This window comes from Streptomyces sp. NPDC104096 (assembly GCF_055584385.1).
On sequence record NZ_JBVJMD010000015.1, the window covers coordinates 61,786 to 83,066 of the forward strand.

20 protein-coding genes are annotated in these 21,281 nt (G+C 72.5%); 12 read left to right on the forward strand and 8 right to left on the reverse strand.

Annotated features, from left to right (window positions below):
• Nucleotides 1-38: 38 nt before the first annotated feature.
• From ACZ60B_RS17990 to ACZ60B_RS18010, 5 genes are read left to right on the forward strand one after another with little or no spacing between them, the layout of a single operon-like run.
• A complete protein-coding gene (locus tag ACZ60B_RS17990; protein ID WP_469387991.1) occupies nucleotides 39-1,556 on the forward strand; it encodes an ABC transporter substrate-binding protein in 1,518 nt (505 codons plus the stop codon).
• Nucleotides 1,556-2,521, forward strand: a complete 966-nt coding sequence (locus tag ACZ60B_RS17995) for an ABC transporter permease (RefSeq protein WP_469387992.1) — start codon at nucleotides 1,556-1,558, stop codon at nucleotides 2,519-2,521. Before ACZ60B_RS17990 ends, ACZ60B_RS17995 begins: the two co-directional genes overlap by 1 nt.
• Entirely contained in the window at nucleotides 2,518-3,375 is an 858-nt protein-coding gene (locus ACZ60B_RS18000) for an ABC transporter permease (RefSeq protein WP_469387994.1), read from the forward strand. The genes ACZ60B_RS17995 and ACZ60B_RS18000 overlap by 4 nt, the downstream gene beginning before the upstream one ends.
• Nucleotides 3,372-4,172, forward strand: coding sequence for an ATP-binding cassette domain-containing protein (locus ACZ60B_RS18005; protein WP_469387996.1), 801 nt, complete (start codon nucleotides 3,372-3,374; stop codon nucleotides 4,170-4,172). The genes ACZ60B_RS18000 and ACZ60B_RS18005 overlap by 4 nt, the downstream gene beginning before the upstream one ends.
• Nucleotides 4,169-4,933 carry an ABC transporter ATP-binding protein gene (locus ACZ60B_RS18010; RefSeq protein ID WP_469387998.1) on the forward strand — a complete coding sequence of 255 codons (765 nt, stop codon included), beginning with the start codon at nucleotides 4,169-4,171 and terminating at the stop codon, nucleotides 4,931-4,933. The genes ACZ60B_RS18005 and ACZ60B_RS18010 overlap by 4 nt, the downstream gene beginning before the upstream one ends.
• Before the next feature lie 33 nt (nucleotides 4,934-4,966).
• Here the strand turns inward: ACZ60B_RS18010 and ACZ60B_RS18015 are convergent, their stop codons facing one another.
• Nucleotides 4,967-6,430 (reverse strand): 3-hydroxybutyrate oligomer hydrolase family protein, encoded by a 1,464-nt coding sequence (locus tag ACZ60B_RS18015; RefSeq protein WP_469387999.1) that lies wholly within the window; start codon nucleotides 6,428-6,430, stop codon nucleotides 4,967-4,969.
• A 289-nt stretch (nucleotides 6,431-6,719) separates the two neighbouring features.
• Between ACZ60B_RS18015 and ACZ60B_RS18020 the strand changes: the two genes are divergently transcribed.
• Together ACZ60B_RS18020 and ACZ60B_RS18025 are read left to right on the forward strand one after the other, a co-directional pair.
• On the forward strand, nucleotides 6,720-6,956 hold the full coding sequence (locus ACZ60B_RS18020) for a DUF2180 family protein (RefSeq protein WP_469388001.1): 237 nt from the start codon (nucleotides 6,720-6,722) through the stop codon (nucleotides 6,954-6,956).
• 78 nt (nucleotides 6,957-7,034) lie between these two features.
• Complete coding sequence (locus tag ACZ60B_RS18025; protein ID WP_469388002.1) at nucleotides 7,035-7,493, forward strand: Fur family transcriptional regulator; 459 nt, start codon at nucleotides 7,035-7,037, stop codon at nucleotides 7,491-7,493.
• Between the two features lie 93 nt (nucleotides 7,494-7,586).
• Here ACZ60B_RS18025 and ACZ60B_RS18030 read toward each other — a convergent pair whose 3' ends face one another.
• Together ACZ60B_RS18030 and ACZ60B_RS18035 are read right to left on the reverse strand one after the other, a co-directional pair.
• Complete coding sequence (locus ACZ60B_RS18030) at nucleotides 7,587-8,324, reverse strand: L,D-transpeptidase family protein (protein WP_469388004.1); 738 nt, start codon at nucleotides 8,322-8,324, stop codon at nucleotides 7,587-7,589.
• A gap of 184 nt (nucleotides 8,325-8,508) precedes the next feature.
• Nucleotides 8,509-8,880: a VOC family protein gene (locus ACZ60B_RS18035; RefSeq protein ID WP_469388006.1), complete on the reverse strand. Its 372-nt coding sequence runs from the start codon at nucleotides 8,878-8,880 to the stop codon at nucleotides 8,509-8,511.
• A gap of 160 nt (nucleotides 8,881-9,040) precedes the next feature.
• Here ACZ60B_RS18035 and ACZ60B_RS18040 point away from each other — a divergent pair, with 160 nt between their 5' ends.
• Nucleotides 9,041-10,111, forward strand: a complete 1,071-nt coding sequence (locus tag ACZ60B_RS18040) for a zinc-dependent alcohol dehydrogenase family protein (protein ID WP_469388008.1) — start codon at nucleotides 9,041-9,043, stop codon at nucleotides 10,109-10,111.
• A gap of 37 nt (nucleotides 10,112-10,148) precedes the next feature.
• On the opposite strand, the gene ACZ60B_RS18045 is transcribed toward ACZ60B_RS18040, so the two are convergent.
• The 4 genes from ACZ60B_RS18045 to ACZ60B_RS18060 form a co-directional block, all read right to left on the reverse strand.
• A complete protein-coding gene (locus ACZ60B_RS18045; protein ID WP_469388009.1) occupies nucleotides 10,149-11,069 on the reverse strand; it encodes a pyridoxamine 5'-phosphate oxidase family protein in 921 nt (306 codons plus the stop codon).
• Nucleotides 11,070-11,181: 112 nt separating this feature from the next.
• Complete coding sequence (locus ACZ60B_RS18050) at nucleotides 11,182-11,469, reverse strand: DUF1876 domain-containing protein (RefSeq protein WP_469388011.1); 288 nt, start codon at nucleotides 11,467-11,469, stop codon at nucleotides 11,182-11,184.
• Between the two features lie 243 nt (nucleotides 11,470-11,712).
• Nucleotides 11,713-12,708 carry an Acg family FMN-binding oxidoreductase gene (locus ACZ60B_RS18055; protein WP_469388012.1) on the reverse strand — a complete coding sequence of 332 codons (996 nt, stop codon included), beginning with the start codon at nucleotides 12,706-12,708 and terminating at the stop codon, nucleotides 11,713-11,715.
• Nucleotides 12,709-12,868: 160 nt separating this feature from the next.
• Nucleotides 12,869-13,153 carry an SHOCT domain-containing protein gene (locus ACZ60B_RS18060; RefSeq protein WP_469388143.1) on the reverse strand — a complete coding sequence of 95 codons (285 nt, stop codon included), beginning with the start codon at nucleotides 13,151-13,153 and terminating at the stop codon, nucleotides 12,869-12,871.
• 140 nt (nucleotides 13,154-13,293) lie between these two features.
• On the opposite strand from ACZ60B_RS18060, the gene ACZ60B_RS18065 reads away from it, so the two are divergent.
• Nucleotides 13,294-13,572, forward strand: coding sequence for an anhydro-N-acetylmuramic acid kinase (locus ACZ60B_RS18065; RefSeq protein ID WP_469388014.1), 279 nt, complete (start codon nucleotides 13,294-13,296; stop codon nucleotides 13,570-13,572).
• Nucleotides 13,573-13,622: 50 nt separating this feature from the next.
• Here ACZ60B_RS18065 and ACZ60B_RS18070 read toward each other — a convergent pair whose 3' ends face one another.
• Nucleotides 13,623-14,654, reverse strand: coding sequence for a saccharopine dehydrogenase family protein (locus tag ACZ60B_RS18070; protein ID WP_469388016.1), 1,032 nt, complete (start codon nucleotides 14,652-14,654; stop codon nucleotides 13,623-13,625).
• Nucleotides 14,655-14,766: 112 nt separating this feature from the next.
• On the opposite strand from ACZ60B_RS18070, the gene ACZ60B_RS18075 reads away from it, so the two are divergent.
• The 3 genes from ACZ60B_RS18075 (at nucleotide 14,767) to ACZ60B_RS18085 (ending at nucleotide 21,006) form a co-directional block, all read left to right on the forward strand.
• On the forward strand, nucleotides 14,767-15,729 hold the full coding sequence (locus ACZ60B_RS18075) for a helix-turn-helix domain-containing protein (protein WP_469388018.1): 963 nt from the start codon (nucleotides 14,767-14,769) through the stop codon (nucleotides 15,727-15,729).
• Between the two features lie 299 nt (nucleotides 15,730-16,028).
• Nucleotides 16,029-16,634 carry a hypothetical protein gene (locus ACZ60B_RS18080; protein WP_469388019.1) on the forward strand — a complete coding sequence of 202 codons (606 nt, stop codon included), beginning with the start codon at nucleotides 16,029-16,031 and terminating at the stop codon, nucleotides 16,632-16,634.
• 547 nt (nucleotides 16,635-17,181) lie between these two features.
• Nucleotides 17,182-21,006, forward strand: coding sequence for a LamG domain-containing protein (locus tag ACZ60B_RS18085; RefSeq protein WP_469388021.1), 3,825 nt, complete (start codon nucleotides 17,182-17,184; stop codon nucleotides 21,004-21,006).
• Nucleotides 21,007-21,281: the final 275 nt, after the last annotated feature.

Genomic DNA, 21,281 nt, shown 5'->3' on the forward strand with positions numbered 1-21,281 from the left:
GTCCTCCCGTTCCGCCCAGCACGAAAGCGCCCCGAACCATGCGACTCAGCACGCCGACCCTCTACGCCACCGCCACCACGGCCGTCCTCGCCCTCGCCCTCACCGCCTGCGGCGCCTCCGGCGCGAAGAGCACCTCCGCCGGCACCTGGGACAAGAACGCCACCGTCAACATCGGCTCCCTGTACGAGCCGCAGAACCTCGACAACACCGCGGGCGGCGGCCAGGGCGTCACCGAGGCCCTCAACGGCAACGTGTACGAAGGCCTGTTCCGGCTCACCGACGACGGCAAGGTCGACAAGCTCCTGGCCCAGGACTACCAGGCCTCGGCGGACGGCCTCACCTACACCTTCACCCTGCGCAGCGGGGTGAAGTTCCACAGCGGCAAGGAACTCACCAGCGCCGACGTCAAGTACAGCCTGGAGAAGGTCCTCGCGGACGACTCGCAGTCCGCCCGCAAGAGCAACCTCGAGGTCGTCAAGGACATCGCCACCCCGGACGCGCACACCGTCAAGGTCACGCTGTCCCAGAAGTCGATCTCCTTCGTCTACAACCTCTCCTACGTCTGGATCATCAACTCCGAGGCGAAGGAACTGAAGACGAGCGAGGACGGCACCGGCCCCTACACCCTCGCCAAGTGGACCCGCGGCTCCGCGCTGAGCCTGAACCGCTTCGCCGGGTACTGGGGCGACGCCGCCGCCAACAAGCAGGTCGTCTTCCACTACTACAAGGACGCCACCGCGCTGAACAACGCGCTGCTGACCAACGCCGTCGACGTGGTCACCAGCGAGCAGTCGCCCGACGCCCTGGCGCAGTTCAAGAGCAACCAGAACTACAAGGTCAACGACGGCGACTCCACCACCAAGCTGCTGCTGGCCTTCAACGACAAGGCCAAGCCGTTCACCGACGTCAAGGTCCGCCAGGCCGTCTCCGCGGCCATCGACGACCAGAAGCTCCTGGAGTCGGTCTGGGGCGGCTACGGCAAGGCCATCGGCTCCATGGTGCCGCCCACCGACCCCTGGTACGAGGACCTCACCAAGGTCAACGCCCACGACGTCACCAAGGCCAAGAAGCTGCTGGCCGAGGCCGGTTACGCCAAGGGCTTCTCCTTCACCCTCGACACCCCGAACTACGACCCGCACCCCACCGCCGCGACCTTCATCAAGTCGCAGCTCGCGAAGGTCGGCATCACCGTCGAGATCAACACGATCACCCCGGACGAGTGGTACACGAAGGTCTACAAGAACCACGACTTCACGGCCACGCTCCAGGAGCACGTCAACGACCGCGACCTCGTCTGGTACGGCAACCCCGACTTCTACTGGGGCTACGACAACAAGCAGGTCACCCAGTGGGTGGCGCAGGCCGAGGAAGCCACCACCACCGCGCAGCAGACCGAACTGCTGAAGAAGGTCAACCGGCAGACCGCCGAGGACGCGGCCAGCGACTGGCTGTACCTGTACCCGCAGATCGTCGTCGCGAACAGCAAGCTCTCCGGCTACCCGCTCAACGGCCTCAACTCCCAGTTCTACGCGTACGACATCAAGAAGCAGGGCTGATGGGGCGCTATCTCCTGCGCCGCTTCGCCTTCCTGCTGGTCTCGCTGGCCCTGGCGAGCGTGGTGCTGTTCGTCCTGCTGCGCCTGCTCCCGGGCGACCCGGCCAACGCGCTCACCTCGGTGGGCGCGAGCCCGGAGCAGATCGCCGCGGCCCGCCACTCCATCGGTTCCGACCGGCCGCTGCCCGAGCAGTTCACCCACTGGCTCGGGCAGCTGGCGAGCGGCGACCTCGGGACGTCCTTCGTCAGCTCGCTGCCGGTCGGCCCCGAGGTCGGCGCCCGCATGGACGTCACCGTCCCGCTGACCCTGGCCGCGTTCGTCCTGGCCGTCGTCATCGCCGTACCCGTGGGCTTCGTGGCCGCGTACAAGCGCCACACCTGGTACGGCGCCCTGCTCAGCGGGATCTCCCAACTGGGCATCGCGGTACCGGTGTTCTGGCTCGGCATGATCCTCATCGCGGTGTTCGCGCTGAACGCGGGCTGGCTGCCGTCCGGCGGGTTCCCGCTGGACGGCTGGTCCGCGCCCGCCGACGCCGTACGCTCCCTCGTCCTGCCGGTCGTCACCATCGCCCTGGTGATGAGCGCCTCGCTCATCCGCTACGTCCGCTCCGCCGCCCTCGACGTGCTGGGCAGCGACCACCTGCGCACCGCCCGTGCCCTGGGCGCCTCCTTCCCCGGGGCCATGTGGCGGCACGGGCTGCGCAACGCCTCCGTCCCGGTGATCTCCGTCCTCGGCATCGAGCTCGCCTCGACGCTGCTCGGGGCCGTCGTCGTGGAGTCGGTGTACGCGCTGCCCGGCCTCGGCTCGCTGCTCGCCACCGGCATCGCCCAGCACGACTACCCGGTGATCCAGGGCGTGCTGTTCGTGTCCACGCTCGCCGTGCTCGGCATCGGCTTCGCCGCCGACCTGGCGCAGCGGATCATCGACCCGCGGCTGCGCGGCCGTCTCTCGGGAGGTGCCCGGTGACGTACACGGACGTCCTGCGCAAGCCGGCGGCGGTCCGCCGCCGGCGCTCCGCCACCCTGCTGGCGGGCTGCACGCTGACCGCCCTGATCGCGCTGCTCGCCGTCGTCTCGCTGGTCTGGCTGCCCTACGACGCCGACGACACCTCCGGCGGCCGGCTCGCCGGCCCCGGCGACGGGCACCTGCTCGGCACCGACAAGCTCGGCCGGGACCTGTTCACCCAGCTCATGACGGGCTCCCGGATCGCGATCGAGGCCGGATTCGGCTCGGTGACGATCGCCGCGCTCGTCGGTGTCACCCTGGGCGTGCTCGCCGCGTTCGCGCAGGGCTGGCTGGACGACACCCTCGCCGCGTTCCTCGACATCCTCATCGCGTTCCCGACCCTGCTGCTGGCGATGCTCGTCGTCGCCGCCCGCTCGGCCACCCTCGGCTCGGCCGTCCTCGCGATCGGTCTCGCCCAGAGCGCGGTCGTCGCCCGGCTGGTGCGGATCCTCGTCAAACGGGTCCTGGCCCAGGACTACGTCACCGCCGCCCGCACCTCGGGCACCTCCTGGCCGCGTACCGTCGCCGGACACGTCCTGCCGAACATCTGGCCCACCCTCGTGGTCAACCTGGCCCTCCAGTTCGGCCTCGCCGTGCTCGCCGAGGCCGGTCTGTCCTACCTCGGCCTCGGCGCACCGCCGCCCAACGCCTCCTGGGGCCGGATGCTCCAGGAGGCCCAGGCCACCTTCACCACCGCCCCCGCCGGGGCGCTCGCCCCCGGCATCCTGCTCGTGGTGCTCGTCGTCGGGGTCAACCTCGTCGCCGACGGACTGCGCGACACCCTCGACCCGGCGACCCGCCGGAGGCGGTCATGACCCTGCTCGACGTACGCGGCCTGACCGTGCGCACCGACGACGGGCGCACGCTGGTCGACGACCTCTCCTTCACCGTCGACAGCGGCGAACGGCTCGGCCTGATCGGCGAGTCCGGCTCCGGCAAGTCCCTGACCACGCTCGCCGTCCTGGGCCTGCTGCCCGACGGCATGACCGCGACCGGCAGCGTGGAGCTGGCCGGCACGCAGATCGTCGGCGCCCCGGAGAAGCGGCTCACCGCGGTCCGGGGCCGGGACGCGGCCGTGGTCTTCCAGGAACCCCTGACGGCCCTCGACCCGCTGATGCGGGTGGGCCGCCAGATCGCCGAGCCGCTGGCCCGTCGCACCGGCCTCAGGGGGAAGAACCTGCGCGCCGCCGTCACCGAGGCGCTGCTGCGGGTACGGCTGCCCGAACCCGAGCGCATCGCCCGCGCCTTCCCGCACGAGATCTCCGGCGGCCAGCGCCAGCGCGTCGCCCTGGCCATGGCCCTCGCCTGCGAGCCGAGCCTGCTCATCGCCGACGAGCCCACCACCGCGCTCGACGTGTCCGTGCAGGCCGAGATGCTCGAACTCCTCGACACCCTCGTGCGCGAACGGGAGATGGCCGTGCTGTTCGTCAGCCACGACCTCGCCGTCGTCGCCGCGGTCACCGACCGCGCCCTGGTCATGAAGGACGGCCGGGCCGTCGAGGAAGGACCCGTCCTGGACGTCGTCGGCGCACCGCGGGCCGCGTACACCAAGGCGCTCGTCGCGGGCGCCCGCAAGCTGGAGTCCGCCCTGGACCTGAGGAGCGCGCGATGACACCCGTGCTGGAACTGACGGACGTGGCCGTGCGCTACCGGGGCGCCGCGACCGACGTCGTGCAGGACGTGTCCCTCGCCGTCGAGCCGGGGCAGTCCCTGGCCCTCGTCGGCGAGTCCGGCGCCGGCAAGACCACCCTGCTGCGCCTGCTGCTGGGACTCGCCCGCCCCACCGCCGGCACCGTCCGCTTCGACGGCGAGCCGCTCTCCCCGCGCGACCGGAAGCAGATGCGCCGCTTCCGGCGCGGCGTCCAGTGCGTGTTCCAGGACCCGTACTCCTCCCTCGACCCCAGCCGGCGCGTGGCCGCGATCGTCGCGGAACCGCTGCGCTCGCTCGGCCTGGACACCCGGGCGGGCGCCGCGCCGAAGGTGGCCGCGGCGCTGGAGCGGGTCGGCCTGCCCGCCGACGCCGCCGACCGCTACCCGCACGAGTTCTCCGGCGGTCAGCGCCAGCGCATCGCCATCGCCCGGGCCATCGTCTGCGACCCGCGCGTGCTGCTCGCCGACGAACCCGTCAGCGCCCTCGACGTCACGACCCGGGTGAAGGTCGTCGACCTGCTCGCCGAGCTCAAGGAGGAGCGACGGCTGACCCTCGTGATGGTCTCCCACGACCTGTCGGTCGTCGCCTCCCTGTGCGAGCGCACGGCCGTCCTGGAGCGTGGCCGCCTGGTCGAGCAGGGCGACACCCGCCAGGTGCTGGGCGCCCCGGAGCACCCGTACACCCGCCGTCTGATCGACAGCGTGCCGCGGCTGCCGGTCTGATCCGGGCGGACGCCCCCGGCCCGTCGTCGGCCGTCAGCCCGACGAGGCCGTCCGGTCCAGGGAGCAGTCGGTCAGCAGGGTCGCGGGATCCGCTCCGGCCGGCCGTCGGACCGTGTGGTCCGCCGGCGGCAGACCGCCTCCGCCCAGCCACCCTTCCAGGGCGGTGAAGGCGGCGCGGTGGCAGGGGACCATCGGGCGCAGCCGGTCCGGGAAGACGTCGACGAGCGAGTCCGTGTGCGTACCGTCCTCGATCCGGTAGTAGCGCAGCAGCGCGCCCCGCCCGGCGCCGTGCACCATGCGGGCGTAGACGTCGGAGTCCTGGCCGATCGGCAGCAGCACGTCGAGGGTGCCCTGGAGGGTGATGAGCGGCTTGCCGATGCGGCCGGTCAGGGCGATCCGGCCGACGGCACGGCGCACCTCGTCCGGCCGGGCGGCGTAGGAGTAGTCGGCGTCGCAGCCCGGGGTGCCCGAGGCGCAGAACGGGGTGCCCGCCTCGGTGGCCCCGTCGAAGCCGGGGTCGAGTTCCTCGCGGTAGATGCGCTGGGTCAGGTCCCAGTAGACCTGCTCGTGGTACGGCCACAGGAACTCGGAGCCCGCCGGGTACCCGGCCCGGTGCATGGCCTCCAGGGCGTCCGCGGCGCCGGGGCCGCCGGCGGCGTACACGGGGTAGGCGCGCAGCGCGGCCGGCAGGAAGGTGAGCAGGTTGGGGCCGTCGGCGCGCCACAGGGTGCCCTCCCAGTCCACCCCGCCGTCGTACAGCTCGGGGTGGTTCTCCAGCTGCCAGCGCACCAGATAGCCGCCGTTGGAGATGCCCGTGGCGACGGTGCGGGCCGGGGGCCGGTGGTAGCGCTGCGCGACGACCGCGCGGGCGGCCCGGGTGAGCTGGGTGAGGCGGGTGTTCCACTCGGCGATGGCGTCGCCGGGCCTGCGGCCGTCGCGGTAGAAGGCGAGTCCGGTGTTGCCCTTGTCGGTGGCGGCGAAGGCGTAGCCGCGGGAGAGCACCCAGTCGGAGATCGCGCGGTCGTTGGCGTACTGCTCGCGGTTGCCCGGTGTCCCGGAGACCACCAGACCGCCGTTCCAGTGGTCGGGCAGCCGGATGACGAACTGCGCGTCGTGGTTCCAGCCGTGGTTGGTGTTCGTGGTCGAGGAGTCGGGGAAGTAGCCGTCGATCTGGATTCCCGGAACGCCACTGGGCGTGGGCAGGTCCCGGGGGGTGAGACCCGCGAAGTCGGCCGGGTCGGTATGGCCGGAGGCCACTGTTCCGGCGGTGGTCAGTTCCTCCAGGCAGTCGGCCTGCTGACGGGCCGCGCCCGGTACGTGGACCAGGGCGCGTGCCGCGCAGTGGCCCTCGGGCGTCCCCTGCGCACCGGCGGCGGGTGCGGCCGTGGGCAGGAGCGCGCACACGGCCGCGAGCGACAGCGCGCCGAGGGCGGTACGCCGACCGGACCGGCCGGGCCGTTCACGGGGCGGGGTGGTGACGGTGTGCACTGCGGGCATCCGATTCCTCCGGGTCGAGTGGGGGACAGGCGGGAGGCTAGAGGCGCGATCACCGTGCCGAACATGTGCGGGACCACCACGGTGGCGGCCCGGACTGAAGCGCCGGACACCATGTGCAGTGGCTAGTTTTGACTCTGTCAAAACTGACGGGTTAGGCTGTCCTCACCGGACGGCCGACGGGTGATGTCCCGCGGCGGTGTCCGGTTCCCCCGCATGTCTTGTGCGCGCCGGCGCGATCCGCCCCGGTCCGCCGCCGAGCGGCGGCAGTCACCCGAACCACTCACCCCACGTGGGCCGACGACCGACGGAGTTCACCATGCACTGCTTCGACTGCACCCAGGAAGGGAGCGGTACGACGGCCGGCATCGGCGCCTGCACCGGCTGCGGCCTGTTCGTCTGCCGTGATCACGCCCGCATCGTGGGCGCCGGTGTCCAGCGGCCCGTCGGCGTGGTGCCGCGGACCAGCCCCGTCGCGGCACGGCGGCTGGTCTGCGCCACCTGCCGCACGGCCGAGCTCGCCCGCTGACCGCCCCGCCCGGCCGGGGCGGCACGGGTTGTACGGTGACGAACGGGACGCGACGGATGCGAGGAGTGTGAGTCGGGCATGGAGCAGTCCGCGGACGACCTGCTCAGGAGCAAGGGACTGCGCAGCACGGCACAGCGGCGAGCCGTCCTGACCGCGCTGGTCGGCCACCCGCACTCCACGGCGGCCGACCTGGAGGCGAGGATCGGCGTGGGCGGCTCCTCGGGCGGCGGACTCTCGCGCCAGGGCCTCTACAACGTCCTGGACGACCTGGCCGGGGCGCGGCTGGTCCGCTGCATCGAACCGGCGGGATCCCCCGCCCGCTACGAGCTGAGGGTCGGCGACAACCACCATCACCTCGTCTGCCGCGGCTGCGGCCGCATCGAGGACATCGACTGCGCCGTGGGGTCGGCTCCGTGCCTCGCCCCGGTGCAGGAACGGGGTTTCGCCGTCGACGAGGCCGAGATCACCTGGTGGGGGCGGTGCGCGGAGTGCCGGCAGGCGTCCGCCGACAGCGCGGCCGGAACCGTACCCGCCTGACCCCCCCGTCGCCGGACCCGCGTCACGATCGCTGCCGGTCCCGCCCGGCCACCCGCCGCCGGATCGGCGCGTGCCCATCCGGACCCGCGGGTGTCAGCTCCCGAGGCGTTCCCGGTCTCCCATCACCACGACCGGACGGTCCTCGGGATCGAGGGTGCGCAGCAGGGTCCGCATCCCCGACTCGGGGAGGGTGACACACCCCGACGTGCCGTCACCGTGGTCGAGATGCAGCCAGATGCCGCCACCTCGCTCCACCCCGTCGGGCCGGGTCCAGTCGAAGGGCTGGACGCCCTTGCGCCGGTTGTAGTCGACGGCGATGACGTAGTCGAAGTCATGCGCGTGGGCCTCGGTCCGGATCGTCATGGACGCGTAGGCGTGGTCGTCGTACCAGTACCGCAGCCGACTGCCCGGATCCCGGCGCGCGCCTCCCGCGTCGGTCAGCGTGAACACCCCGACGGGAGTGCGCTCGTCGTCCATGCGATGGTCCGTCGTCCAGCCCCTCCTGCCGTTGTGGGCGGGCCAACTGCCCGTCCGCACCCAGGTCGTGCCCTGTTTCTCGTAGAGCGCGACGACGCCGTCCGGCGAGTCCTGGTCATCGCCGTAGACGACGACCAGCTGCCGGGTGGCGGCCGGGACCTGCCGCCACATCCGCTCCCCGATGCCCGCAGGGCGCAGGTCCGCGGCCGGACGGGGCGAACCTGCGGCCGGCCGGGGCGAACCCGCGGCCGGGAGGCTGTTCCCCGGTGCTCCGCCGGGGCCCGGCCGCTCGGCGGCGCCGGCGCAGGCCGCGGTTCCCGTGAGCAGGACGGCGCAGGCGAGAGCCGCGGACATGACGTGACGCGCACCGCCGCGCCGTCTCGGCCGGAACGGGGACCGGGTGCCAGGGGATGTCCGCATGTCCAGGATCCTGCGGCGCAACGGGGGAGAGGCGCATCCGCACCGGGGCAACCGGCCTAATCGCGAATCCGCAAGACCGTTGGCCGTACGCGTCGTTGTCGGACCCGGGCCGGGACTCCTAGGCGATCAGGCTCGACTTCGGGCGGACCACGCAGAACTCGTTGCCCTCCGGATCGGCCAGCACGGTCCACGACTCGTCGCCCCGCTGCCCGATGTCCACCCGGCGGGCGCCGAGTGCGATGATGCGTTCGATCTCGGCCTCCCGGTCCTCGGCGGCGGACGTCAGATCCAGGTGCAGCCGGTTCTTGACGACCTTGCGATCCGTGACCGGCATGAAGCAGATGCCCACCGGGGCGGCCTCGTCCGGCCCGATCACCACCTCCCGCTCGCGCTCGGACAGGATCCGCCAGTTCAGCACCCCGGCCCAGAACCGGGCCAACGAGGGCAGATCATGGGCGTCGACGACGATGTGATGCAGTGACAGAGGCATGTCGCTCATTGTGTCCAACGGCCGACGGGGGAGTGCCGGACCGTGGCCCGTCGGCTTCCGGCCCGCACGTGACCGTGCGAGTGACGAAGCGGGCGAATGCCGGAGAGAATGGAAGTACAGGGCATTTTCGTCATTCGAGCGACGGAAGGTGAGGGACGCCATGAAAGGCTTCGTCTTCCACGGCCCGGGACAGTCCGCCTGGTCGGATGTCCCCGACCCTGCGATCAAGGAGCCCACCGACGCCGTCGTGCGGGTCGACACCACCACCATCTGCGGCACCGACCTGCACATTCTCAAGGGCGACCTGCCCGAGGTACGCCCCGGAACGGTCCTGGGGCACGAGGCCGTCGGCGAGATCGTGGAGGTGGGCGGCGACGTGCGGACCGTCCGTCCGGGCGACCGCGTACTGGTCTCCTGCATCAGCGCCTGCGGCCGCTGCCGCTACTGCCGCGAGAGCGCCTACGGCCAGTGCCGGGGCGGCGGGGGCTGGATCCTCGGCCGTCTGATCGACGGCACCCAGGCCGAGTACGTCCGCGTCCCCTTCGCCGACCTGTCGGTGTACGCCCTGCCCGGCGCGGTGGAGAGCAAGGACGCCGTCCTGCTCGCGGACATCTTCCCGACCGCGTACGAGGTGGGCGTCCGCAAAGGACACGTCCGCCCGAGCGACACCGTCGCCATCGTCGGAGCCGGTCCAATCGGCCTCGCGGCGATCGCCACGGCACGTCTGTTCGGGCCCGAGCGGATCATCGCCGTCGACCTGTCCGCATCGCGACTTCAGGCCGCCAGACGGCTGGGCGCCGACGCCGTGGCCGAGGCCGGCGAGGTTCCCGAGCAGCTGGTCGCCGATCTCACCGACGGACTCGGCGCGGACGTGGTCATCGAGGCGGTCGGCGTACCGGAGAGCTTCGAGCTGTGCACGCGCATGGTGCGGCCCGGTGGCCGCGTGGCCAATATCGGCGTCCACGGCGAACCCGCCGTGCTGCACCTCGAAGACCTGTGGAGCAGGAACGTCACCATCACCACCGGTCTGGTGGACACCCACTCCACGCCCACCCTGCTGAGCATGACGGCCGCCGGCCGGCTGCCCACGGCACAGCTGGTGACTCACACCTTCCAGCCGGACCGGATGGAGGAGGCGTACGACGTCTTCGCCCGCGCCACCGACACCGGCGCCCTCAAGGTGGTCCTCGGGAAGCCGTCGCACGACGAGGTCGCCGTGCGGGCGGCCTGAGGCGGCTCGAGGCGACCTGGGGCGGACCCGCGCCCGGTCACCCGGGGGCCGTGGTGATGCGGCGGCCCGTGAGGCGGTCGGGCCGGATCGACACCCACATGTCGCGTCCGCCACCCGCCCACGGCGTGCTGGGGGCCAGCTCGGTGAGCCGGCGCACCGCGTCGGGAGCCGTCACGGCGCTCGCGGGACCGACGGCGAGGACGCTCCAGCCCTTGCTCAGGGCCTCGTCCATGTGGTCGACCTCGAAGGCGACCTCCGCCCCGACGGCCGCCGCGGGGGTGGAATGCGGCGCGGTCCGGAAGACGATCGCGTCGTCGACGACCGCGTAGTTGACCGGGACGACCGCGGGGCGGCCGTCGGGTGCCGACACCGCGACGCGCCCCACCCCGTGGGTCGAGAGCAACGCGCGGCACTCCTCCGCGTCGAGGTCCCGCAGCTGCGGACGGAGCAGGGCGCGGCCCTGGCCGGGTGGCAGCTCCGCGTCGGCGCCGCGCAGGGAGGTCACCGTCGTGCCCAACGCGTCGGCGAGCCTGATGAGGCTGGCCACCCCCGGGTCGGCGGGCTGTTCCTCCAGGTACCGCAGATAGGCGGGGGACATCCGGGCCCGGCGGGCCGTCTCCTCACGGCTGAGCCCCTGTCTCCGGCGCTCGGCGATCACGCGTCGGCCGATGTCACCGGGGCGGGGAACCCGCAGCGCGGCGGCCGCGTCCCCGGTCGCCGTGACGTCCCCGGCCGCCGGGTACGGGCTCTGGGCGCTCGCGGGCTGCCCTTGTTCGAGCGGACGGATGTGTGCGTCGGGCCCGGGGAACACCAGGGTCACCTCGCCCGTGTCCGACCAGTACACGTCGTAGGGCGGCGTCCCGTCGTCGTGGCGGAGCCCCACGATCTTGCCGTCGCGTCTGGTGCCCTCGGTCGTCGTGTTGTCGATGACCAGCCGATCGCCGACGTGAGCCCTCATGACGCCGCCCTTCCCTGAGAGTGGTGCTCTCTCCAACGTGCCACGCGCGGCGGTGGTGCGCTGGAGCTGATCGCCCCGGCCACCCGCAGCCCGGCGGCCGGTGCGCCGCCGGTCAGTCGGGCCACCCGGCGACCTGCCGGTCCTCCGGCCGTGGCGTGTCCATGCCCTGGATGTCCTGCTCGGCCGCTCTCAGCAACTGCCGCGCCAGGTCGCTCAGGCCCCGGCCCGCGGCGAGCTCGTCGCCGATCCGTGGCACGTCCTCGTCCGCGGGGTTGCAGTGCGCGGTCCCCAGAGCGGTGAGCTCGCCCGACCCGGTGTCCAGCAGCAGCTCTGCCTGCGTCGTTCCCGCGTCGTCCTCGTACAGATGAATACGGACCTTCCATTCCAACGTATGCGACATCGCTCTCCTCCTCGGCTCGATGCGGCTCTCCACGGACCGACCGATGCGGACCGAAGCCGACCGATGCGGTCCGGACGGGGCCTGTCAGGTTCTGTCGGGGTCTGTCCGGGTACCGGAGCCGTCCGGGGCGGCCCCGGCGCCGAGCGGACCGGACCCGCCGTCGCCGTCGCCGTCGCGGCGGTCCGCCGGCGCGCCCGTCCTTCGTATCCAGCTTCGTACGAGACGGAGGCCGATGCCATGCCGTCAGTCGCACTCGATGTCGAGCACCTCGTCCACGGGGCGCCGGGGCGTCCTGGGCCCCGAGGGGCCGTAGCCGAGCCGCAGGACCATCTGGACGAAGCCCATCGCCGACTCCGGGTCGCGTACGGTCCAGCGGAGCTCGGGCCATTCGAGGGCATGGGAGGTGAGCGAGGTGGCGAGCCCGTCGAGCGTGGCCTGGAGCAGTACGCGCTCCAGCGCCTGGCCCGCCGCCAGCCAGTCCCGCGGCCGGTCGTCCTGGGTGCCCAGCACGGCGAGCTGGGGGGTTTCCTCGAACACGGCGGTCTCCCGGCCGGGCACGGGGTGCCGACCGGCGAAGTCCCGCACGGGGGCCTGGCCGAAGCGCTTTCGCGGGCCGAAGGCTTCCTCCGGCACTCCGTCGCTCGACGGTCCGGCCGCGGGTGCGCCCACGCGGGTCCAGTGGCTCAGTTCCTCGGCGGCGGCGGAGTCCCTGTCGTCACGTCCCTCGGCGTCCTGGACCAGCCGCAGCAGCGTCCGGACATGCCAGGCCCCGGGGAAGACCAGCTGGGCGCCCTCCAGCACGGCGGCGCCGCTCAGGGTGTCCTTGACGGCCGGGGGTATCTCCTCGTCCGTGAACGGGTGACGGCTGGTGTGGCGGCGGCGGATCGCCGGATACAGCGGGGCGAGGTCGCTGTCTGCAGCCGTGGGGCCGGCCAGCCGCACCTCGGCGAGCAGGCCGGGGTCCGCCGCGTCGGGCAGCAGCCGGGTGACGGGCTCCCAGCCCGCGTGCGCGGCGGCCACGCGCAGATTGAACACGGCGGCGGCACAGCCCAGGTGCAGGGCGCGGGTGGTGGGGTCGGTGTGCGGCATGGCGCGGTCGAGGTCCGCGTACACCTCGAAGGCGCTGTCCTCGGGCCGGAAGCGGAACCTCCACGGCTGGGCGTTGTGCATGGAGGGCGCGGCCGTCGCGTCCGCGACCAGGGCCGTCACGGCCTTCGCGTCGAGTGTGCGTACCGACAACGGACCCGCCTCCCTCAAGGGCCGACCGTTCGTCCACGAGGAGGCGACTCCCGCCGCCTCCGCCTGTGCGCTCTTCCCACTATGGCACCGGGGACCGGGCCACGCGCGACCGTCGGACGGCGTCGCCCGGCGCCTCGCGGGCACCCTCGCGGACGCCGGATCAGGCCTTGTCGAGCCGGGTACCGCCGCTGCCGCGCAGGACGTCCAGACGGCGGTGGTACTCGTCCTCGTCGATCTCCCCGCGCGCGAACCGTTCGGCGAGCAGCTGCTCGGGACCGGGCCGGTACGAGGGGGCGTGACCCGTCGCCCCGGAGCCGGACGGCCGGGCCCGGGCCCGGAACAGCAGAACGCCGACGATGATGAGGGCGGCCCAGAAGAGGACCATGCCGACCGACATGCCGAACCAGCCCCAGCCGCCGGGATCATGGCCGTACCAGAACATCACGTCACCCACTTCCAGGCGGCTGCCGGACCCGGGCCACGCGCCCGTCCTCCCGGCGTCGCACCTCCATTGTCGTCCCGCCGCAGCCGCACGTCATGGGCCATGGGGCACGATCTGCCGGGCCGACGGTCCCGCTGGTGGGCATGACCGACACCCTCCTGCTGCGCGGCCTGCCCGGCACACCCGCCGCGCTCAACCTGGCAGGCATCGCCGACATCACCGTTCTCGCGCCCGGCACCGACCCGCTGGTCTTCGACACCGGCCCCGCCGACGCGCTCCTGGACGCGGCCGTACGGCACTTCACCGGCGGCGCCCACGCCCACGACGCGGACGGGGTGCAGGGCCGCGGCCGGCCGGGCATCCACCCCGCGTGCTGCGGATCGGCCCCGGACCCCGGCCGTCCGGCAGCCGGCTCCGCGTGAACCGAGGACAGCGAGGCCGGTCCGGGACAGCCACCCGGCTCACCCGGTCGTCACCGGCACAGCTCCACGGACACATGCGGGGACAGCGCGCGCAGGAAGTCGGGCGCGTCGAAGATCCCACCGGCGGAGGCGACCCCGACCGTCCTGGTCCGTCCGGTGAGAATGCGGTCGACCGCCTCCACCACGAGCGGTGCGGTGACGGCGTAGATGTCCCGTCCCGTCGCCACGGCGCGCCGTTCATCGCCGCCGGAGCGCACGACGACGTCGACGAGGAAGGTCTGCGCGGACCGCCCCTGCTCGTCGGTCGCGGCCGGCGCCGGGGTGTCCGGGGCCGACAGGTCCTCGGCCGCCTCGACCGTCATGTAGTTGCGCACCTCGGGGACGGCGAGGTGGCTGGGCAGGGTGACCACGTCGGCCATCGAGAACTCGCCGATGACGGTCCGTCGGCCCATCGGACCGGGGAACGGCCACTCCAGGGTCGGCGGGGTGTCCATGTGGTACTCCAGCCGTCCCTTCGTGTGGCGGACGCGGCGGCCGGCCCGCCGCTCCCGGGAGACCGCGCCCGCGGCACGCGTCCCGGCGGTGGGATGCCAGCCGCTCAGCCCGTACGCGACGTGCGCCTCGTCGGCCGCCGTCCAGTCGCCCATCGCGGCGGTGGCGAGCAGGTCCCCGAGGCCGCCGTAGAAGGCCATCGCCGGGACGATCACCGCTCCGGCGGCGCGGGCGCGATCCGCGAACCGCGTGAACGTGTCCGCGTTGGCCTCGATCTCGGCCGCCACGTCCACGTACGGGATGCCGGCACGCAGCGCCGCCTCGATGACAGGCGCGGCCGTCGTGGCGAACGGCCCGGCGCAATTGATCACGGCCGCCGCTCCGGCCAGCGCCTCGTCGAGCGCGGCCGGATCCTCGACCGAGGCCGGCCGTACCTCCGGTCCGGGCAGGGACGCCGCCAGCGCCTTCAGCTTCTCCCCGTCGCGCCCCGAGAGGACCGGGACGAATCCGCGCTCGAGCAGGTGCGCCACCACGAACCGCCCGGTGTGCCCGTACGCGCCGAACACCGTCACCGTACGCCCTGAACCCATGGCTCTTCCCCCGAACTCCGTCTGATCCGCCGTGATCCGTCTCCGAAATCCTGGCCCGGACGGAGTCACGCGCACGAGTGTCCGGAACGACATGCCCCATACAATTCCGGACATGGGAACTGTCGCGCTGGCCGTCACCGACGGGATGCTGCACTTCGAACTGTCCGTGGCGTACGAGGTCTTCGGCCCGGCACCGGCCGCGGTGACGCGCCCCTGGTACGACCTCGCCGTCTGCGGGCCCGCCCCCGTACGGTTCGGCCGCTTCCGGATGGAGCCCGACCACGGCCTCGACCGGATCGCGCGGGCCGACACCGTGATCGTTCCCGGCTGGGCCGATGTCGACGAGGACCCGCCCGCCGACCTGGTCGGCGCGGTGCGCGCGGCCCATGAGGCGGGCGCCCGGGTGGCCTCCCTGTGCACGGGCGCGTTCGTGCTGGCCGCGGCCGGTCTGCTGGACGGGCGGCGCGCGACCACGCACTGGGCCCACACCGAGGCACTGGCCGCCCGCTATCCCCGGGTGGAGGTCGACCCGGACGTGCTCTACGTCGACAACGGCAGCGTGCTCACCTCGGCCGGGAAGGCCGCCGCCATGGACCTGTGCCTGCATCTCGTCCGCCTCGACCACGGTTCGGCGACCGCCAACGTGGTCGCCCGCCGCCTGGTGGTGCCTCCGCACCGGGCGGGCGGCCAGGCCCAGTTCGTCACCACGCCGGTGCCCGCTCCGGACAATCACCCGCTGGCCGCGCTGTTCCCCTGGGTGGCCGAACGGCTGGACCGTCCGCTGACCGTGGAGGACCTGGCGCGCCAGGCCCGGATGAGCTCACGCAACCTCGGCCGCCATTTCAGGTCGGTGACCGGCACCACCCCTTTGCAGTGGCTGCTGACCCAGCGGATCCGTCACGCCCAGGAGTTGCTGGAGACCAGCGACGACAGCGTGGACAGCATCGCGGCCGCCACCGGCATGGGCACCGCCACCACGCTGCGCCGGCACTTCAACCGTACGGTCGGCGTGCCGCCGGACACCTATCGCCGTACGTTCCGCTCCCGCGCCCTCGCCCGTCCGGACGGCCTGTGACGGGCGGACCGGCCGGCGCGGCCGGGCGCCGTACTTCCGGCCGCTGAGACGGAATGCCACCATGGTCCGAGGAGTCTTTCCGACCACCCCGGGACCATCCATCGGTATCCGACGCAAGACCGCTCGACCGCCCCGGCTCGCGGACGCGGGCACCCGTGCCCCGAATCCACCGCTCGGCTCACGCGCGACCGGGCCACCGGCCCGATCCCGTCACCGCGACCGCGACCGCCCGAGGCCGCCCGGCCCGCCCCGCCGGAGCAGGCCCGTCCCGCTGCCACCGCCGGAACAGGAGCATACGCATGCGTCTTTATGCCCAGACCCCAGTGCGTCGGAGCCGCCAGGTGCTCGCGGACCTCGTCGCCCTGGTCCTGATCGCGGCCGCGGTGTGGTTCGCCCTGGCCGTCCGTCACGTGATCATGTTGCTGGCGGAGCCCGGCCAGAAGGCACAGGACGCGGGCGACGCGCTGGCGGGCGGTCTTGACGACGCCGGTGACGCGGCCGCGAAAGTGCCGTTCGTCGGGGACTCCCTGAAACAGCCGCTGCTGGCCGCCGCCGACGCCGGCAACGGCCTCTCCGACGCCGGCCGGTCGTTGCAGGACACCGTGGGCCAGGTCGCCACTCTGACCGCGGTCGCCCTGATCGTTCTCCCGGTGGCCTTCGTCCTGGTGCTGTGGCTCCCGCCGCGGCTGCACTGGATCAGGCGCAGCGCCACCACCCGCCGGCTGCTCGACGCGCCGGGCGGTGCCGACCTGCTCGCCCTGCGGGCCCTCACCGGGCCGCAGCGGGCCCTCGCCGCGATTCCCACACCGCCCGGCGGCCTCGCGGACGCCTGGCGCCGCGGCGACCAGGAGGTCATCACCGCGTTGTCGGAGGTCACGTTGAGGCATGCGGGCCTGCGACCGTGACGTGCGCGGCGGGATTCGCGCGACCGGGGCGATCGCGGCCCTTCGACGACGGTCCGCAATCGAGGGGAATTCGCCTTGGATTCCGTCGGCCGGACGTACATCCGCGTCGCCCGGCGAACGAGTCGAGGATGAAATCTGATCGCACTCCACATGAACACATGGCGGTGCGGCGGTCACACGAAGGTCGAATGTGGAATCTCATTACCTTTTTATGGTGAGAGTCCGATGGCTGCGTTCCCGGTTTTTACCCGGCAGGTATTGATCTTGATCGGTCCGGCGTGTCCGGCGGCCACGTGGAGGCGTCGGTTCCTCTCCGGATGCGGGGTGACGGAATGCTTCGTCCGTTTCAGTGTGCATGGAACGAAAGGTGGTGTCTGCATCTGTCCGGCCGGTTTGATTCCGGTCAACCCCTCTACGGACAAAGTCATTTGACGCTCCGTCCGCTTCGCGCTTTCCTCTGCTGAGTTTTCTATGGCGCAGCTTTCGCAGGGGCCCGTCCGGGGGCCTCTGCGAAGCGTGCGCCGATGGATCAGGGGGTCGGTGGGGAATGACGCAGTGGGGAACGACGGCGTACGTGCGTGCGCGGTGCAGACGCAGAACACGGGTCGCGGTCGTGGGCGCGCTGTCGGGACTGGTGCTGGCGGGACTTCCCGTCCTGTCGCCCACGCCCGCCGACGCAGCCCCCGCGCAGGGCGCCGCCTCCGCGCAGGCTGCCGCCTCCGCCACGTCGCCGGCGGCGCAGGCGGCCGCGCTGGCGGCGGAGTCCGGCAAGCCGGTCGAGGTGGTGTCCGAGCGCACCGAGTACTCGACCACCTACGCCAATCCCGACGGCACCACGTTCAACCTCAAGCAGTCGGTGACCCCGGTCCGGGTGGCCCGGCCCGGCGGCGCCTGGGCGATGCCGGACGCCACGCTGGTCCGCCGTGACGACGGCCGGGTCGCGCCGAGGGCCGCGGTGGCCGGGGTGTCCTTCTCCGGAGGGGGCGACGGCAAGGACCTGGTGACCATGGCCGAGGGCGGCCACGCCCTGACGGTCGGCTGGACCGGTTCGCTGCCCACTCCCACGCTGGAGGGCGACTCGGCCGTCTACGCGGACGTGCTGCCGGACGTGGACCTGCGGATGACGGCGACCACCGAGGGCTACCGCGAGGTCCTCGTCGTGAAGACGGCCCGGGCCGCCGCGAACCCGGCGCTGGCCGAGCTCCGGCTGCCGGTACGGGCCGACGGTCTGGTGCTCAGGGAAGGCGCGGGCCAGTCGCTCCAGGCGGTGGACGCGAACGGAGCCACCGTCTTCCGCGCACCGACGGCCCGGCAGTGGGACTCCGCCGGCCGGGACGGCGGGACGGGCACCCCCGCACCCGCCGGACCACCCGCCGCGAAGTTCGCTGCCGTGCAGGAGTCCTCCACCGTGCGCACCGCCGCCGTATCGTCCGCGGCCGCCGTGACGGCCGAGGGCACCCCGACGGTGGGCTCCGCGGGCAACGGCGACGAGTCCGGGGTCAGCGACCCGGCCGAGGGCCCGAGCGGTGCCGCAGGCGCCGTTCCGCTGGAGGTGTCGGCCACCCAGACCGCCATCACCGTCGTCCCCGACGCCGACCGGCTCAAGGACGGCAGGACCGTCTACCCGCTCTACATCGACCCGGACGTCTCCTGGTCGGAGTCCGAGCGCACGGTGCTCTCCTCCGACGGCGACGCCTTCTACAACTTCACCGGCGGCGACGAGGGCAAGGGGGTCGGCCTGTGCTCCATCTACTACACCGGCGGCTACGGCTACCCCTGCACCACCGGAACCCCGTACAAGCAGCGCATGTACTTCGAGTTCTCGCCGTCCGCGCTGAAGGGCAAGAAGGTGCTGGACGCCACCTTCCGGGTGACCGAGCGCTGGTCGATGTCCTGCACGGCGACCGTGGTGCAGCTGGTGCGCACCGGTGACATCTCCTCCTCCACCCGCTGGCCCGGCCCCACCGCCAACTGGGACGTCATGGGCGACCGTACGGTGTCCGCGGGCCGCGGCTCCGCCTGCGACCCGAGCCAGCCGGCGAAGCCGATCGAGTTCAACGACGACCCCAGCCAGTCGTACGAGAACCTGACCAAGACCGTGCAGTCCTTCGCGGCCGGTGCCATGTCCCGTCTGACGCTGATGCTCAAGGCGGGCGACGAGGGCGACCCCAACGGCTGGAAGCGCTTCGACGACGACGCGGTCCTGGACGTCAACTACGTCGGTGTGCCGGGGCCGCCCACCGGCCCCGCCGTCCTGTCCGGCAGCGGCACCACCTGCGAGACCACCGAGTCGGACCCGGCGATCATCTCCGACCCGACCCCCGACTTCGTCTCCAACGTCCAGACGGAGTCCGGCGGAGAGAGCGGCGCGAGCCTGCGCGCCCACTTCGTGGTGCAGAAGAAGAACACCGACGGCAGCTGGAGCGTCGCCACCGAACCGGTGCGCCCCTCCAGCGGGTTCGTCACCGACAACGCCAAGGTCCAGGTGACCTCGCCGGTGAGCTTCGCCGACGGAACCCTGGCCCGGATGCAGTCGTGGACCCGGTCCTACTGGAGCGGCGACGACCACATGATCGAGTCGACGCACAGCTCGGTGGCGTCCAAGGGCTGGTGTTACTTCAAGGTCGACACCACCGCGCCCAAGGCGCCCACCGTCACCACCGACGGCACCTACAGCCTGTGCACCGCCAACGCCTGCGCCGCGGGCGGCGGACCCGGCCTGGGCGGCGACTTCTACTTCAAGCCCGCCTCGGGCGACACCAACATCGCGGGATACGAGTACCGGCTGCCGACCTGGCCCACCTGGCACTCCGTCACGGGCTCCGCACCGACCAAGCTGATCACGCCCGAGCTGCCCGGCACCCAGATCCTCCAGGTCCGGGCCAAGGACAACGTCGGCTCCGGACGGCCCGGCGCCACCACCAGCTTCCTGTTCAAGGTGGCGGAGGGCGAAGGTGCCACCGGACGCTGGCACTTCGACGACGCGGCCCCCAGTTCCGGGGTGACCACGGCCGCCGACTCCGCGACCACGACCGGCACCCGGCACGCCCTGACCTTCCACACGGCAGGCGCCGGCTGGTCCTCGCTGGCGCGCCGGGGCGAGGGGGACCGCTCCTTCTGGCTGGACTCCACCGTCGCCGCCAACCAGACCGCGTGGGCCGACACTTCGGCTCCCGTGATCAACATGCAGGGTTCCTTCTCGGTCTCCACCTGGGCCTTCCTGACGGACAGCTCCGACTTCCGCACGATCGCCTCCCAGCTGAACTCCGACAACACCGGCTGGTCGCTGTACTACTCCTCGGGCGTCCAGCGCTGGGTGTTCCTGTGGTCCTGGTACGAGAACGGGGTGCGCAAGTACGTCGGCGCCAACGCCTCGGCCGCGGGCGTGCCCCTGAAGACGTGGACCCACGTCGGCGGGGTCTACAACGCCACCGACCGCACCATCACCCTCTATGTCAACGGCCGTCCGCAGGGCTCCCCGATGGCGCTGGGTACGTCCGGCAAGCCCACCACCAGCGACGGCGTCCTGGAGGTCGGACGCGCAGGCTACAGCGGCGGGTTCGAGCGCTACTGGCGCGGCCGCGTCGACGAGGTCGCCGTCTTCCAGCGGGCCCTGAGCGACGGTGAGATGGCCCAGGAAGCCGGACTGATCGACCCGGACACCGGGAGCACCGCCGTGGAACTGGTCGGCGCCTGGAACCCGGAGGGCGCCACCGGCACCACCCTGTCCGACACGGTCAGCGGCTACGGCGGCCGGACCGCCACCCTCACCGGCGGCGCCACGCTGGACGGCGAGACCATCCCGCTGGACGGCGTCGACGACGCGGCCACCGTGTCCGGCCCGGTCGTCGACGACACCGGCTCCTTCACCGTCACCACCGAGGTGGAACTCGACAGCGCGGCCCTGGCGGCGAAGAGCGCCGGCTACAGCGGACAGGTCGTCGGCCAGCGCACCGCCGACGGGTCCGCCTGGGGCCTGTGGTTCAACCAGACCGGTACCGAGCAGGTCCCGCAGGACGACGGCACCCTCAAGGACGTGCCCGTCGGGTACTGGCGCTTCGGACGCCTCGCGGCGGACGGCAAGACCTACACCGCCGTCAGCTCCGACAGCACCGCACTGACCGACGAACGCGTCCGGCTGACCGGCGCCTACAACGCCCAGGACGGGACGATCAGCCTGTACCTGGACGCCACGCCCAACGACGTACCGACCGCCTTCACCGCGGTCGCCGGCAGCGGTGACTTCAGCGCGGGCCGGGCCTACGTGAACAAGGCGTGGGGCAACTACCTGCCCGAGAAGATCAGCGATCTGCGGATCTGGGTCGGGGCGCCCGCCAACGACATGCAGGTGGAGAACATGATCGGCGGCTAGCCGCCTGCTCGGGGCCCGGCCGTGAGGACCGGGCCCCGAGCAGTGTCCGCGCCGCCCCGACGGGTCTTGGCGCCACGCCCCGCAGACCCGGTCCGCCGGGTCGCCGGGCTCCTTCACCGCCGTCAGCCGCCGGCCGCCGTCACGTGCGGTTCGGCGTCTTCCCGCACCATCCGTGCACCTCCGTATGCCTTGGAGTGGAACCCACACATGTTCTTGCGTCCACGCAGACGACGGAACGGCCCTGCGGCCACCGTCAGTCGCACACTTCGACTGAC